Annotated in this window: 12 protein-coding genes; 2 read left to right on the top strand and 10 right to left on the bottom strand. The window is 46.1% G+C overall.

Annotation, left to right across the window (positions count from 1 at the left end):
* Positions 1-13 precede the first annotated feature (13 nt).
* The 3 genes from E4665_RS16705 to E4665_RS16695 all read right to left on the bottom strand — a co-directional run bounded on the left by E4665_RS16705 (position 14) and on the right by E4665_RS16695 (position 4,321).
* The gene (locus E4665_RS16705) at positions 14-592 is read right to left on the bottom strand and encodes an SLOG family protein (RefSeq protein WP_241654939.1); all 579 of its coding nucleotides are present in this window, start codon (positions 590-592) and stop codon (positions 14-16) included.
* 190 nt (positions 593-782) lie between these two features.
* Positions 783-2,060: a ribonuclease H-like domain-containing protein gene (locus tag E4665_RS16700; protein ID WP_135349943.1), complete on the bottom strand. Its 1,278-nt coding sequence runs from the start codon at positions 2,058-2,060 to the stop codon at positions 783-785.
* Positions 2,051-4,321 (bottom strand): DEAD/DEAH box helicase, encoded by a 2,271-nt coding sequence (locus E4665_RS16695; protein WP_135349942.1) that lies wholly within the window; start codon positions 4,319-4,321, stop codon positions 2,051-2,053. Before E4665_RS16695 ends, E4665_RS16700 begins: the two co-directional genes overlap by 10 nt.
* A gap of 300 nt (positions 4,322-4,621) precedes the next feature.
* Between E4665_RS16695 and E4665_RS16690 the strand changes: the two genes are divergently transcribed.
* Positions 4,622-5,353 carry an SIR2 family NAD-dependent protein deacylase gene (locus E4665_RS16690; protein WP_135349941.1) on the top strand — a complete coding sequence of 244 codons (732 nt, stop codon included), beginning with the start codon at positions 4,622-4,624 and terminating at the stop codon, positions 5,351-5,353.
* A gap of 24 nt (positions 5,354-5,377) precedes the next feature.
* Here E4665_RS16690 and E4665_RS16685 read toward each other — a convergent pair whose 3' ends face one another.
* Both E4665_RS16685 and E4665_RS16680 read right to left on the bottom strand, forming a co-directional pair.
* Positions 5,378-6,019, bottom strand: a complete 642-nt coding sequence (locus E4665_RS16685; RefSeq protein WP_135349940.1) for an HAD family hydrolase — start codon at positions 6,017-6,019, stop codon at positions 5,378-5,380.
* 67 nt (positions 6,020-6,086) lie between these two features.
* Complete coding sequence (locus E4665_RS16680) at positions 6,087-8,144, bottom strand: thioredoxin domain-containing protein (protein ID WP_135349939.1); 2,058 nt, start codon at positions 8,142-8,144, stop codon at positions 6,087-6,089.
* A gap of 246 nt (positions 8,145-8,390) precedes the next feature.
* On the opposite strand from E4665_RS16680, the gene E4665_RS16675 reads away from it, so the two are divergent.
* Positions 8,391-8,960: a nucleotidyltransferase family protein gene (locus E4665_RS16675; protein WP_241654937.1), complete on the top strand. Its 570-nt coding sequence runs from the start codon at positions 8,391-8,393 to the stop codon at positions 8,958-8,960.
* Here the strand turns inward: E4665_RS16675 and menC are convergent.
* The 5 genes from menC to E4665_RS16650 all read right to left on the bottom strand — a co-directional run bounded on the left by menC (position 8,947) and on the right by E4665_RS16650 (position 14,879).
* A complete protein-coding gene (menC, locus tag E4665_RS16670) occupies positions 8,947-10,071 on the bottom strand; it encodes an o-succinylbenzoate synthase (RefSeq protein ID WP_135349938.1) in 1,125 nt (374 codons plus the stop codon). The genes E4665_RS16675 and menC overlap by 14 nt on opposite strands.
* 165 nt (positions 10,072-10,236) lie before the next feature.
* Positions 10,237-11,046, bottom strand: coding sequence for a 2-succinyl-6-hydroxy-2,4-cyclohexadiene-1-carboxylate synthase (menH, locus tag E4665_RS16665; RefSeq protein ID WP_135349937.1), 810 nt, complete (start codon positions 11,044-11,046; stop codon positions 10,237-10,239).
* Positions 11,043-12,785 carry a 2-succinyl-5-enolpyruvyl-6-hydroxy-3-cyclohexene-1-carboxylic-acid synthase gene (menD, locus tag E4665_RS16660; RefSeq protein WP_135349936.1) on the bottom strand — a complete coding sequence of 581 codons (1,743 nt, stop codon included), beginning with the start codon at positions 12,783-12,785 and terminating at the stop codon, positions 11,043-11,045. The genes menH and menD overlap by 4 nt, the downstream gene beginning before the upstream one ends.
* Complete coding sequence (locus E4665_RS16655; RefSeq protein WP_241654942.1) at positions 12,772-14,187, bottom strand: isochorismate synthase; 1,416 nt, start codon at positions 14,185-14,187, stop codon at positions 12,772-12,774. Before E4665_RS16655 ends, menD begins: the two co-directional genes overlap by 14 nt.
* Positions 14,188-14,294: 107 nt before the next feature.
* The gene (locus E4665_RS16650) at positions 14,295-14,879 is read right to left on the bottom strand and encodes a DJ-1/PfpI family protein (RefSeq protein ID WP_135349934.1); all 585 of its coding nucleotides are present in this window, start codon (positions 14,877-14,879) and stop codon (positions 14,295-14,297) included.
* Positions 14,880-15,084 lie beyond the last annotated feature (205 nt).

Genomic DNA, 15,084 nt, shown 5'->3' with positions numbered 1-15,084 from the left:
CTTATTTTGTCAATTACCCTTGTGCCCAATAATCTGGATTCTGCTGCCGCAAATCTTCAGAAGCGAAATCAAGATCGTAACGATTGACTGTCGCGACTGGGTAGGGCCCGCGCTGAGCCTTCTTCCGTGCGGCAGACAGGTAGTACTGAGGGGAACCGGGTGTCTCTTCATCATATAAGACAAGCATTCCATCGGTCCTAGACACCAGAAAATCATTCTTCTGCTGAAGCTGCTTCGGACTTTCATAGGGACGATTACTGATTGCACCGGTAAAATCCGCAGCTTCAAGGATTTTATTATACTGAAGCTTGACCCATTCTTTATAACGTTCATCCTGCCCGATGAACGGGACAAGAACTGCCAGTTTCAGATCCGGAAACTCCTTTTTCAACTCGATACAAACTTCTCCCGCCCAAAGTTCAACACCCGGCTGTCCGCTGATTACAATCCACTTCGTACCTGAATCGGCCAATTCTTTTATGCGCATTTTCAAGCAATAGCGGATCACCTGGATTCCCGGATGATCTTCAGAAAAGATGCCCAGTTCGCTGGGTTTATAACCCGTGACGAGTACAACTTCCAGATCTGCCAATGGCACTCCACCTCTGCTTTTTCGATGCGGGAATTTCCCGATGATCTCTTATATTATAGAACATTATCGATGAGATATTTTGTCGAATTCGCTTTCAAAATCCATGCAAAACGGCGATATATGCCGACTTTTGGCTATTTGTGCGCTTACCCGGGCAATAAAGAATATTCTCGGAATATTTCCAAATGTATCAACGTTCCATTTCCTTAAGCAATTTTTGATCCAACCGATTCAGCCTTTTAAGATAGGCTCTGGTTTTCTGTCCTGCCCTCTCGTCCTTATCACCCGTCTTCTCCTGCAGGTAATCGATGGCGTGCTGCGTATACTCAATAGCTTCCTCATATTTTTTGAATTGATGCTCCATAATTTTCGCAGCTTCGATATACAAGCTGTCGTCCGGTTCAGCTTTTCCCGAAATCGCTGACTGCATTAAAGTCAGCGCGTGGGTGTAATGCCCTTCCCTTTTATAAATCTCCGCCAAGCGGGCTTTTGACAGATAGCCATAGTTGTCCTTCAGATCCGCCAACGCCTGAAAAAGGTGAAATGCGCGCTCTTTATCCCCGATCTGCTGATACCAACGCGCAATTTCGTACTGTTCGGCAGGGTCACAGTCGATCCTGCCCAGCACCTTTTTTGAAAGATGAATATAGAGTGCGATCAGTGAAAGTACATCCTCACGATTGTGTTCAATAATACCAGCGACATGGCTGGCCTGAGGGTGCTTTAGAAACTGAAAATAGAGAAAAGGCGCCATTTTACCCGGGACATCTTCTGTTCTCCCCGTTGAAAGAATCTCTTTCTCAACTGTCTGCAGTTTGACCGAATCTAGCCTTTCTTTCCACAGACGTCGTGAAGCGTGAAGCAGGTCGAAGTGTCCGAACGCCGGGAGACGGGGCACCTGATTGCGCACAAACTGATATCGTGTTTTCACTCGTGGCCAATCGAAGGCTTTTCCATTGAAAGTCACAAGATTTTTAAGCGATCGGCTATCGTTCAAAAACGCATGATAAAAAGCAGCTTCATGCCCTGGGCCCGGAAGGAAGTACTGTTTTAGTTCAACACCTTCCCCAGTCACACGAGCAAGCCCGATCAGAAATATCATTTCCCCGGCCCCGGCGGCAAGTCCTGTAGTTTCCGTGTCAAAGAAAAGCAGTTCTTCAGCTTTCAGGCCATATGCCGACAGGGGATGGGAGGATGATCCCCTCTGCCAGTCTTCAACGACCGTAAAGAGTTCTTCCGGTGTATAGTGACCAATCAGCGTTCTGAGACCGATCCTCTCAGTATGAACCAGCACGTATTCGTCATGGAAAGGAAAGATCTCAGCGTGAAGATCCCGTGCTGCCTGTCTTATTTCCAGCCCTTCTGCGATCTCATTCTCTGTTACTTCTTCATCATATTCCTGCCGCTCGATTTTCTGAGCTTGGTGCAGCTGCTGTTTGTAGAGTTGAAGCTTCTGTTTTAGCGACACGACGAATAGTCTCCCAGAATGTGAAGCAGTGCCTGTTTGGCAGCCTTACCCTCATTGACGAATCCAATGCACGAAGGACAGCCGGATTCGCAGCCGCATGATTCAGCCATTTCTCTAACTTTTTCAAGCAATTCAGGCATTGACTCATACAGTTTTTTGCTCAGGCCAATGCCCCCTGGATATTTATCATAAATGAAGACAGACGGCTTCTCATTGTGAGGGGATTTTATTTTAGGAACAACCGACAGATCCGACTGATCGCACATGACATAGAGGGGCGCCGCATGCCTTAGCAGATGGCTCAGTCCGACCAGAGCCCCCTGAAACACATCTTTACCAAACCGATCCGTCCACTTTTCAGAGAAAGTGATCCAGGCTGCATTGGTATGCATTTCCATCTCCGGAAGGTGAATATGTCCCCATCCGATATTTTCAAGTGTTTCAAAACGTATTTTTTTAAAAACGGTCGGAAGCGCGCGGACGGATACATCGCCATAACATTTGTCAGCATCCAAACCGGTCAATGGAGCCTCTTCATCCTTCTCCAATACATCCATCTGAACGGCCAGGTCTGAGTCGGTATAGTAATTCACATTCACTCGCCTGATATAGGCTTTACGCTGCTCAAGGTCCAGCTGATCGACATGATACTGAACGCCCTGATGGATATAAATCGCGTCTTCGTAAAGCATTGTCATCGCGCCGAAGCGATCCATCTCGCCAATAACCTTCGTATGCCCTTGATCTGTAACATCCACAATCGCAAATGAATCCTGGACCGCAGACCGCAGACTGATCTCATTGGCCGGGAACGAGTCATTCATCCAGTACCATTTTCCGGTCTGATAATGCAATACATCTTCATCGGCCAGAAATTGGCACAGATCATCCGCCGGCAGCCCTCCAAATGTTTCCCCCTTTGGAAAGGGCAGCTCATAGGCTGAACATTTGATGTGGTCCATCAGGATCATCAGATTGTCCGGGTTAATACGCACTTCTTCCGGTTTTCTTGAAAAAAAATAATCAGGATGCCCGGCCATGTACTGGTCAAGCGGATTGGACGAAGCCACCATAATAATCATTGCGTCTCCGCTGCGTCTGCCAGCACGTCCCGCTTGCTGCCAGACGCTGGCCATGTTTCCGGGATAGCCTGTCATAATGCAGACGCGAAGCTGACCGATGTCGACACCCAGTTCAAGTGCGTTTGTGCTGACAACGCCCATGATTTCACCGTTTCTCAGTCCTCGCTCAATCCTCCGCCTTTCGAGCGGGAGATACCCGCCGCGGTAGGCACAGATTTTTGCGCGTTCTTCCCTTCCGCTGTTTATCTCCTGGAGATGGCTGACAAGTAGCTCCACTTTCAGTTTGCTCCTGGCAAAGACAATTGTCTGAATGTCGTTTTTTAGAAAGCGTGCGGCAATATTTTTTACAGCAAGCATCTCATCCTCTCTTACATTAAGCTGCTTATTAACGACAGGCGGATTGTAAAACAGAAAATGCTTGCGCACGCTGGGCGCACCGTTACGGTCGATCAGCGTCATCCTGCGGCCCGTCAGTGCTTCGGCGTGTTCACGGGGATTGCTGATCGTCGCCGAGGTACAGATAAACTGCGGATGACTACCGTAATAATTGCAGATCCTCTCCAGCCGGCGGATGACGTTGGCCACATGACTTCCGAAAACGCCCCGATAAACATGCAGCTCATCGATGACAACAAATTTGAGATTTTCAAAAAGCGAAACCCACTTCGTATGATGGGGCAGAATGGAAGAATGAAGCATGTCCGGATTGGTCATAACAATCTGTCCAGCCCGGCGTATCGTCTGCCTGATCGTACCTGACGTGTCGCCGTCATAGGTATAACTTTTGAGAGGAGCACCGATTTCATTAATCAGTTCCTCCATCTCGTTTTTTTGATCCTGAGCCAACGCTTTTGTTGGGAAAAAGTAAAGTGCGCGGCATGCAGGATCGGTAAGGATGGTCTGCAGAACAGGCAGATTATAGCATAGTGTTTTACCAGAGGCGGTCGGTGTCACCAAAACTACATCCTTTCCCCTCATCACGGTCTCAAAGGCATCCGCCTGATGGGAATACAAAGAATCGACGCCGCGGCTGATCAAAGCTTTGCGCAGCCGCGCGTCCATAGCTCCGGGGAAAGGAACCGATGTTGCACTACGTCCGGGTACAGTATGCCAGTTAACAATATTTGGATCTTTTTTCAACTCATTCAGGAGGTCATCCATAGACTCGCGTACTTTCATTGGGCTCTCCTCCCTCTCCTTGCCGTCCTGATACTACCTATTTCTATTGCACCAATTATAGCATATCGAATGGGTGTTCGCTATACTAAAAAGTGATGGATTATCTTATGATTAGGCTATGTTAACGTTAAATGTTGATTTTGCCCATTACTGGTTCGAGCGGAAGGCGTGAGACTCCTGCGGGATCAGCTCACGGATCGCCCGCGGAAAGCGAGTGCCTGAAGCGAAAAACAACAGACAAGTTTTACAGAGCTTCTGATTAGGGCGTTTACGATCATTACCGGACAGGAGGTAATTTGAATGCAGACATTAAACCAATTGGTCGAAAATGACCTGAATATCGCTGTCCTTACGGGTGCCGGGGTCAGTGTTCCCTCAGAAATTCCGCCCTTCCGCGGCACGAACGGCCTCTATCAGAATGCGGATGTGGAACGCTGCCTGAACATTGATTTTTTTCAGAGCCATCCTGAGGAATTCTGGATCTTCTACTGGACTCTGTTTGACGCCGATCTTCTTTTGTCGGCACAACCGAATCCGGTGCATCAGTGGCTGAAAGATCTGGAAAACAGGCGGGATGTGACTGTTATTACACAAAATATTGATGGATTGCACGTCAAAGCAGGAAGTTCGAATGTAATTGAGGTTCATGGTTCGTTTGCCCGTGCGGTGTGCCCGAAATGCGGCACAGTCTATCAAACACAGGCGATCGGGGCGCAAAGTTTTCCGCACTGTTCCTTAATAACGGGCAAAGGTGAGGTCTGCGGCGCTGTACTGAAACCGGATATTGTACTCTTCGGAGAAGCGGTACGCGGTTTTGATGAAGCTGAAAGAGCGATCCGCAATGCTGATCGCTTAATTATTCTTGGAACATCACTGGGTGTGACGCCGGCAAACATGCTTCCTCTGTACGCAAAAATGCAGGGTGTACCGACATTGCTTGTCAATGACCGGCGTGCTCTGCAGATGGACTACATTGATCGTTTCATCCATATGGATTTTAACCAGTTTAATCCCGACCAAATCATAGGCTAAATCAGGTTGATTCAAAAAAGTCTTTCATTTCAGCAACTGCACGAAGTCCTCTACTCTGGTCCAGTAAAAATCCGGATTGGCCGGATAAGTGCTGGACTGCGTGACAGGCAGCCATTGAACGGCTGCTGTATGTATACCAGCAGCCTTACCGGCAAGAATATCCGAGTTACTGTCCCCTATGTAAATGGACGATTCCTTATCAGCATTTAACTCATCGAGTGTACTAAGAATACCGCTCGGGTCCGGTTTTGGTAGATCGACATCATCACCAGTGATCACACTCTCAAATAAACCTTCGAAACCCAGTGCTTTTTCTGATATCTGATAAGCTCGGCGGCTTTTTCCGGTGATCAGCCCGACCCGCGTCCCGCGATGCTTCAGCTCCTTCAGGAGACTGAGAATTTCTGAATTGGGTTCTACGTATTTCTGATGTTCTGTTTCATAAATCTCATAATAAAGTTCAATAGCCTCCTGAACATTTTCCTGGTGGTGAAAATTTTTCAGGATCATTCCGTCATCTGTCGGACCAAACATCGAAACAACACCCGCTGCATCAACAGAGCGAAGGTCATATTTCTTAAATACCGTCTGAAAGCCGTGAATGCAAAGCGGCAGTGTATTGGCGACTGTCCCGTCAAAATCAAAAAGAACCGTTCTAAATTCCATTGTTTCTCCCCCGTATCGTGAATTCGATCTCTAGAGTAATAGTAGCATATCATTTGTAAATTTAGGATTAATGTTCCACGTCTGACAGCTGGTTCAATAATTTATTAATCGCCGTAACAGGCAGATGGCAGACAAACTGTTCACATAAAAAGTAGGTGGTCCTTCCGCCAATCGGAGAATAAATCCCGACACTTTTATTGATCTCTGCAAGAGCCTTTTGATCCCCCACAAAAACAGCGAGCTCAGGCAGAAACAGACGGCTCAGCTCCTCTACGCTTTCCTCCGCATTTTCTCCTCTGTTGCCCTGAAGCGCAATCAGCTCCTGTGGTCCTGAAATCTGATAAAGGAAAGCGGACAGCATAAAGGTATAGCCCCCAGGATAGGACAGAATTTCATCTGAAAAAGCTGAGAATGTTTTTTCCGCGTATGCAGCCCAACGGCTTTCTCCAATCCTCTCGGAGAGCCTGAGCATGGTATAGGCAGCCGCACTGTTGCCGGACGGCATGGCACTGTCATACGCTTCTTTGGTCTGAAGAATCAGCTGGGTGGCCTTCACATTCCGCATGAAGAACCCGCCATTCTCCGCATCCCAGAACTGCCGAACCGTTTCATCTCCAAGACGTTTCATTTCAGTCAAATACCGAGTATCAAAAGTCGCCTCATACAATGCCTCACAGGCTAGTGCTAAGAAAGAATAATCATCCAGATAGCCAAGATAGCGCGTTTCACCGTCACGAAAACGTGCCATCAACTGTCCATTCCGTGTCACGTGTTTTTGAATAAAATCAAATGCAGAAGTAGATAAGTTTACATAATGTTTGTTATGTAATGCTTTTCCCGCTCTGGCAAGTGCGATGATCATCAATGCGTTCCAAGACGTCAGAATTTTATCGTCTTTTTCAGGCTGAATTCGACGATTTCTTGCGGTCAATAATTTTTCTCGACACAGCTTTAACTCCTCGGTCAGCACCACGTCGGATATGTTCAGAGCCTCTGCCACTTTTTTTAAATCGGTTCCAATCAAATTCGGCACACTTTTATCTTCAAAATTTCCTTCTGAAGTAATGTGATACGTTTTGCAGAACAATCGGCCTTTTTCCTCGCCGAGAACGGACAAGACTTCTTCAGGACTCCAGACATAGCATTTGCCCTCCAGGCCTTCCGAATCGGCATCCTGAGAACAATAGAAACCTCCATCCGGACTGTGCAGCTCACGTTCGCAGTAAGCAAAAATATCCTCCACAACTTTTTCATAAGCGGAATCGCCCGTCCATTGGAAAGCCTCTGTGTAGACGATCGCCAGCATCGCCTGGTCATAGAGCATTTTTTCAAAATGCGGGATCAGCCATTTTTCATCGGTCGAATAACGTGCGAATCCGCCGCCGATATGGTCATGGATCCCACCTGCAGCCATACCGTCCAGAGTTTTCTTCACCACATCCAGTGCCTGCTTATTTTTACTCCAACGCGAATAGCGCAGCAAAAACATCAGTTGATGGGGAGCCGGGAACTTCGGAGCTTCCCCGAATCCGCCGAACACCGGATCAAAGTTTTCAGTGAAAGCATGAAATGCCCGGTGAAGCAGGTCTTCTGTCAACTTACTTTGACTTTTTGTCTGCTCAGATAAAGTTTGTACAATCTGAGTGCCGATTTCAGCAATTTTATCTGGATTCTGATCATACTGGTTCTTCAGGGACTGAAGCACATCTCTGAAGGCCGGGTGCCCGTAGGCAGATTCTTTAGGAAAATAAGTACCTGCGTAGAATGGCTTTTCATCAGGTGTCAGGAAAACGTTAAGCGGCCATCCACCCTGTCCCGTTAAGGCCTGACATATTTTCATGTATACCGCATCAATATCCGGCCGCTCTTCACGGTCAACCTTGATCGATATGTAATTGTCGTTCAGTATTTGGGCCGTTTCCTCATCTTCAAAAGATTCATGAGCCATAACATGACACCAGTGACAGGAACTGTATCCTATACTTATAAAGATCGGTTTGTTTTCATTTTTTGCTTTTTCAAAGGCCTTGTCTCCCCATGTATACCAGTTCACTGGATTATGCGCATGCTGCAGCAAATAAGGTGATTTTTCATGGATCAGCGAGTTAATATAATGTTCTTTCATATGACACGTCCTTCAATGAAATTTAACGACTTCCACGGCAGCGAATTGTTTCAGCCAATCATCATTTTTCCGGATGCCTTTACATTATTATAACCGAATAGATGAAACAGACGCTGCATGACCATTCTGCACGTCCTTGATTTCATGTTTGAGAAATGAGAGAATTACTAATTCGATAGATTGCTCGTTCGGAAATGGTGTACACTGGAATCGTCTTATAGAATTGAAGGAAAAGGGATACACACGTTGCTGCAAACTGTGGAAGATATCAAACGATTAATAAAAAGCGATGAACAGTTAATGCTTATACTGTCTCAGGTGCAGACGCTCTGCCTTCCCGACTGTTGGATTTGCGCAGGTATATTAAGGGCAAGGGTTTGGGACTATCAATCAGGATTTATCACTAAAACGCCGGCACGTGACGTAGATGTCGTATATTTTGATCCAAACCATTTGGATTATGATTTTGAGCAAAAAATTCAGCATGATCTCTCAGTTGAAAATCCATCAGTCAAATGGGAAGTTAAAAATGAAGCACGGATGCACACTCACAACCCTGGTACCGAGCCCTATACTTCAACTATCGACGCCATAGCAAAGTTTCCGGAGACACCAACTGCAATTGGCGCACGTCTGGATTCAAATGATCAGATTGTCTTAGCTGCTCCTCTTGGAGTGTCTGATCTGGTCAGCATGATTGTACGGCCAACTCCATTCTGTGCAGAGTCTGAAGAAAGATTAATCATTTACAGAAAAAGGATTTCAACAAAAAAGTGGCAGAAGAGATGGCCTATGCTCCGGTTCATTGAGGCCTAGATTCATTCCACCTTATTGTCGTTTCATTGACTGTTAATTTTTCCAAGTTTTTTCGGTTGACAGTAAACCCCATCCCAGGCTGATCAGGAACTCTGACAAAGCCGTGATCCACTATTATTTCAGGTTCAACAATCTCTTCTTCCCAATAGCGTGACGATGCGAATAAATCACCAGGCATCGCAAAGCCTTTCAGTGATGCAAGAGCAATACTGTGCGCCTTCGCCACTCCGAATTCGATCATTCCGCCGCACCAGACAGGTAATTGCTCTTTAAGGCACAAGTCGTGGATTCTGACAGCTTCAGACCATCCACCGACCCGCGCCATTTTAATGTTAATTATCTTGCAGCTTCCCAGTGCCAGCGCAGCTCGAGCATCCTGAAATGAAGCGATGCTCTCATCCAGACAAACGGGCGTTTTTATTTCGGCTTGCAGATAAGCATGATCCACCAGATCATTATAGGCAAAGGGCTGTTCGATCATCTGAAGACCAAAACTATCCAACCCTTTCAGATGATCCATGTCCTGAATTGAATAAGAGGAATTGGCATCAGCCATGAGTTCACCATCCGGGAAATGCTGCCGGATTGCAGAAAGAAGGTTGAGATCATTCTGACGCGATATTTTGATCTTATAACGCTTATACCCGGCTTCAGAATATCGCTGTATCTGTTCAACGGCTTCTTTTGGATCTTTTGCCGCAATAACAGCTCCGGCAGTGACCTTTTTTCTTTCAGAGCCAAATAATTTACCAATATAGACACCTTTTTGCCGGGCATAGAGATCCCAGATAGCCTGTCCTAATCCTGATTTGGCCATATTATTCCCACGGACGCTCCCCAACAGTTGATCAAATCCGGATGGATCGGAAATTCTCTGCTGCAGAGTCATTGGCACCAGAAAATCAAGAAGCGCATGCCAGCAAGTCACGATTGTTTCCCCTGAATACCAAGGACTGGAAAAAGGATCAGCCTCACCGAAACCACTGATTCCATCGCTGTCTTTGGCCTCAATAATGATTGCCTGGCGCTTCGTGACTGTTTCAAGATGTGTTATAAATGGTATTTTTAAAGGTGATTCGATTAACCGAAGTGTAATGGATTGGATATCCATATGATCAATCCTCTTTGTGTGGAAGCCATTAATTTTGCACTATCACCTATCATTAAGAGACAAATCCCTTTAATCCTGATAGTCGACAAATATGTTCTGATCGATCCGAGATTAGAGTTAATCCCTCTGCCGCGAATTCTAACCAATTCAATTTATGGTGTGCATTCAACTTTTTTCAGTCACAAACTTCCGTACAATTTCTGAAAATAAACCGCTTTTTTCCAAGTGAATATTATGACCCGCACCGGGGACAGTCTTAAATTCGGCATTTCTTAGCAGATTCTTCATCTCTCTGGCAATACGGCAGAATTTCGGATCCAGCTGCCCCGTGATCAACAATACAGGAAATGATAGACTGTGCAGATGCTCCCACCATGACGGCTGCGACCCGGTCCCCATACCCAGAAGGCTGGATGACAATCCTTCTTCATTATTGCAAAGCCGGCCCTTACGGACATTATCCCGGATCACTTGAGGCAGCTTTCTTTGAGTATCGAACAAAGGAATATTTTCCCAGAAATTTACAAAGGCCAATATGCCCTTTTTCTTAATTGTTTTCGCAAGCTCCCTGTCGTGAATCCTTCGTGTCTCCCTTTCCCCGGTAGTGCGAAGTCCAGGAGAAGCACTCTCAAGAATCAGGCTCTGAACCCGCATGGGGAAAAGGCAAGCGAAACTGAGTGCGATCCTGCCGCCCATCGAATAGCCCAGTATATGCACCCGATTCAAATTAAAGTGATCAAGCAGCGCGGCAAGGTCTCGTGCCGTTTCCTCCATTGAATATTTTTGTGGATCTGCCGGACTATCCGTCTTTCCATGTCCGATGATATCGATCATGATCAATTGACAACCTTTGAGTTCCGTTCCGAGAAACCGCCAAGTATTCAGACTGCCGGTAAATCCATGAAGTAAAAGCAGCGGCTCACCCTGGCCCTTTATCTCAATATGATAAGAAATACCGTGAATAATTTGATTCACGGTTTTTTCCAACCTGCATCCGCTGCAACGCTTTGGCCGATCTGCGTGAATAGCCGCTTCCGAATGTGAACATTTTCTTCGCGATCGGTCGGAATCTCAATGATCTTCAAGCCTTTCTTTTGAAAAGAGGCGAGAAAAGAATGGCCAAACTCATCCCAGTTATCCACCTTTTTATAATCGGCGCCATATAAATCGGCTGTGTAAGCAAAATCCAGTCCATGCGGAGTACCGTATAACGCTTCAAAATATTTTTTTTCTGAAGCTTGCGGCAGAAATGAAAAAATTCCTCCACCATCGTTGTTAATCAAGATAATTGTCAAATTCGCGCGGTGCTGTTTTGCAGCCAGAAGTCCGTTCATATCATGGAAAAAGCTCAGGTCGCCAATGACCAGAAATGTATTTTCTCTGACCAGACTGACACCGACAGCTGTTGATACCACGCCGTCAATCCCGCTGGCCCCTCGATTGGCGAATAGTTTAAGATCCGATTGATCCGTGAACAGAAATGTATCCAGCTCTCTGACAGGCATACTGTTTCCGATAAATAAACTGGAGTGATCCGGCAGCAGGCGATTCAGCTGAAAGAACACTTTCTCTTCATTCAGAGTTTTCTCGTCACCCACACCAGACAGGATATCCTTTGTTTCCTGATTGACTCTTTTCCAAAGATTCAGCCAGGTGTCATCTGATGATGCAGGCACAGCATCCGTGATTGCTTTGCAGAACCAGCTTTCATCGCAATAAATCATTTCTGTTGCCGATCCAGAGGGATCCCGCCATCTGCTGCCGCCATCAACAACAAATTGTGCCGTTTTTTGATTTTCAATCCAAATTTTCAGCGCCTTTGACACAGGCATTGCTCCGAAACGGATGATCAGATCCGGCTTGAAAAGTGTGGCAGCCTGCGCATCGCGTAAAAAAGCGTCATAGCCCTCTATAACATTTCGGAGTGAATGAGTTCCGCGTCTTAACTGTGACAAGGGATCAGCAAGAATGGGAAAGCCTATTTTGTCAGCTAGAAAGGTAATCTTCTCTTCAAATTCTTCCGAATCCAGTCCACCGCAGATGATGACGCCCTTTCGGGATTTCCTTATTGTCTGGACAATCGGACTCAGTGTCTGTGCATCTAAAGTCACTCTGCCTGCCTTGACAGACACAGATTTAAGTTCTAGGGGATTGGCTGAGCAATATTTCATATCCGGTAGTAACGGTTCGCGAAGTGGAAAATTGAGATGCACCGGCCCGCGAGGAGAGGAATCTGCTGCTGCGATGGCCCGCGCGCAAAGGATCCGTGTATGCCCAATCAGCCTTGTATCATATTCCGGAATTTGTATTTCAGCAAACCGTTTGACATGGCTGCCGTACATGCCCGACTGGTCAATTGTCTGCGGAGCACCTACATCCTGTAATTCATAAGGCCTGTCCGCTGTCAGGACAATAAGCGGTACTCTACTGTAGAACGCCTCGATGGTCGCCGGAAAATAGTTGGCCGCTGCTGTTCCTGATGTGCACAGCAAGGCAACCGGTTTTCTTCTGGCTTTTGCCATACCCAGTGCCAGAAATCCGGCGGAACGCTCATCAATATCCAGATAAATACTTATCTCCTTCCGGTTCGCGAAAAGTAAAGCCAGCGGTGTGGAGCGTGATCCCGGACTCAGCACGACATCTGTGACTCCACTTTTCACCATTTCATCTATTAAAGCAGTTAAATAAGCTGAAAGCACTTCAGCGTGATCCATTATCCGCTACCTCCAGTCCGTCCAGCATCGGCCGAAATTTAATCGCAGTTTCTTCGTATTCTTTTTCAGGAATAGATTCCCTGACAACGCCGCAACCGGCAAAGAGCGTTGTTGTTTTCCCTGAAACCAGCGCGGATCGGATACCTACTGCAAATTCTCCGTTTCCGTTCGAATCGCTCCAACCAATCGGTGAAGCATATAGCCCCCGTTCAAACGGCTCATTCTCCCGGATCCATTTTATTGCTACATTTCTAGGCAGTCCCCCGAGCGCAGGTGTCGGGTGAAGCCCAGCCACAATATCAAAAATTGAAACACCTGCCGCGCAAGTCCCTTCAACAGGTGTATAAAGATGCTGAATATGTTTGTTTTTCATTAAAATCGGCTGATCAGGTATATTCAGGTGCTCACAAACCATTTTCAGTTCATTTTTCACGGTTGAAACGACATAATTGTGCTCGAGCCGGTTTTTCCGGTCATGCATTAGTTCCCGTCCGAGCTTATCGTCCTCTTGCGGGTCCCTGCCACGACCGATGGAACCGGCAAGGCATGCAGAAAAAAGTCTATTGTTCTGCTTTCTGACCAGGCGTTCCGGAGTGGCACCTATAAAACAATCATTTTCCACTTCCAGACTGAAAATAAAGTTTCCCTTCTGATGGGCCTGAAGCCTGTGCAGTACCCCTCCAATATCGGGGCGATGGTCGGAGATGAGTTCTAATGTCCGTGCCAAAACGACTTTATCGATCACTCCGGCTTTCAAGTCCTTGACAGCCCAGTTCACTAATTCAATCCACTTTTCGGAATCTTGCTTTTTTATATTCAGCCATTCAGTTTTGGGTGTCGAATAGTCGACCAATTGGCATTTAGTTAAAATTTCATCCGCTTTCTCTTCCATCTTGCTGACTGATGTTTCTAAGCTTTCGCCGGAAAAGTGAAACGCATTAACGGTCAGATAAGCCTGTCCCCTAGAAACGGTCAGTAAAAACGTGGGAAGATAGAACAAACCGCTGTCAAAATTCTTCCAGAGACCGGTCGTTCTCCCATTAGGATCAAAAGAGAACCCTCCGAATAATATCGGCCCTGATCCTTCCTGATCGGTGACGCCCGTTCTAACCATATTCTTTAAGATCTTCGACCAACTGTCCCGGACTTTTTGAATGCGATCAGCTGCTCCTTCTATCTTGATTTTTTCTGTAATTCCAAGCCCTGCCATTTTAAAATCACCGGACTGGCCCTGCCAGTAAAAACGTTTGCCGACAAAGTCCTCATTCCCAGCCTGATAAAAGGCTACAGGATCAATCCAATTTATTTTTTTTACCAGGCTAACCAGTATCTTCCGGTTAGCCGTTTCATTTTTATGAATAAGTCTATCAGGCACACCATACTCATCTATTCTCGTGTCCATTGTCAAAACAAATCACCCTAAACCTGTATTGAATGTGAACAATTCATGTCTCTTAACATAATGCTTTCATCCTGTTATTGTCAATAAAACATTCTCTCGCTCAGTTATCACGAGAATCCCATCAGCGCCCGAACATGCTGGCAATTTTGAGAGGTGGTCAGCTTCTCGAGCAATGTGAACGCGACTTCAAAAGCGGTCGATGGATTGTAAGAAGTGATCAACTTTCCATCGACGACCACTGGTTCGTTGACAACTTTTGCGCCGAAAGAACGAAGCTGATCCTGCCTTGGGCTTCCAGGAAAATTATAAGTTGTCGCTGTTTTGCCCTTCAAAACTCCGCTTTTTCCGAGTGCAAGAGCTGCCACGCAAATGGAAGCAATCCATTTATTTTCAGCATGAAATGCTCGGATCACTTCAAGGAACCGTTCATCATAAGCATCTCGGTAGAAATTTGCTTCTTCAAAACCGCCAGGAATTGCCAGCGCATCAAAATCGGTAACATTAATCCCGTCTAGCTGAATTTCAGGTATAACTGTAAAATTCCATGTACATTTTAAACGATCGTGCAGTCCCGCAGTGATGACCTCCGTTGATCCGTCGCCCTCTAATTTATTCCAGCCCAATACATCTGTGAAAACACTGGCTTCGGCCGCTTCGAATCCGTCTGCGAGCAATAATAAAATTCGTTTCATGGCTACCTCCTAATCTCTTTTATTTTATTTTACCGGTAATATTTAGTTCTGGGAATGAACATTTTCTCGGATTTATGGTGTTACTGCTATTCATTAATGTCCAGAAAATGATGGCGGCTATTGTCCACAGTTTGACGAGGATACTGTCCGATGATCATAAAAAATAAGACCGTCTTAAAAAAGACAGTCAATCAACCAGATATTA

The organism is Sporolactobacillus shoreae (assembly GCF_004684935.1).
GTDB lineage: Bacteria > Bacillota > Bacilli > Bacillales > Sporolactobacillaceae > Sporolactobacillus > Sporolactobacillus shoreae.
This window is presented reverse-complemented; position numbering and strand designations above follow the sequence as displayed.

Bases quoted from the DNA above. Each gene is read 5' to 3' on its own strand.
- E4665_RS16695 (WP_135349942.1), bottom strand. From the start codon at position 4,321: ATGAAAGTACGCGAGTCTATGGATGACCTCCTGAATGAGTTGAAAAAA.
- E4665_RS16690 (WP_135349941.1), top strand. From the start codon at position 4,622: ATGCAGACATTAAACCAATTGGTCGAAAATGACCTGAATATCGCTGTC.
- menD (WP_135349936.1), bottom strand. From the start codon at position 12,785: ATGGATCACGCTGAAGTGCTTTCAGCTTATTTAACTGCTTTAATAGAT.
- E4665_RS16650 (WP_135349934.1), bottom strand. From the start codon at position 14,879: ATGAAACGAATTTTATTATTGCTCGCAGACGGATTCGAAGCGGCCGAA.
- E4665_RS16655 (WP_241654942.1), bottom strand. From the start codon at position 14,187: ATGGACACGAGAATAGATGAGTATGGTGTGCCTGATAGACTTATTCAT.
- menC (WP_135349938.1), bottom strand. From the start codon at position 10,071: ATGGATATCCAATCCATTACACTTCGGTTAATCGAATCACCTTTAAAA.
- E4665_RS16685 (WP_135349940.1), bottom strand. From the start codon at position 6,019: ATGGAATTTAGAACGGTTCTTTTTGATTTTGACGGGACAGTCGCCAAT.
- E4665_RS16680 (WP_135349939.1), bottom strand. From the start codon at position 8,144: ATGAAAGAACATTATATTAACTCGCTGATCCATGAAAAATCACCTTAT.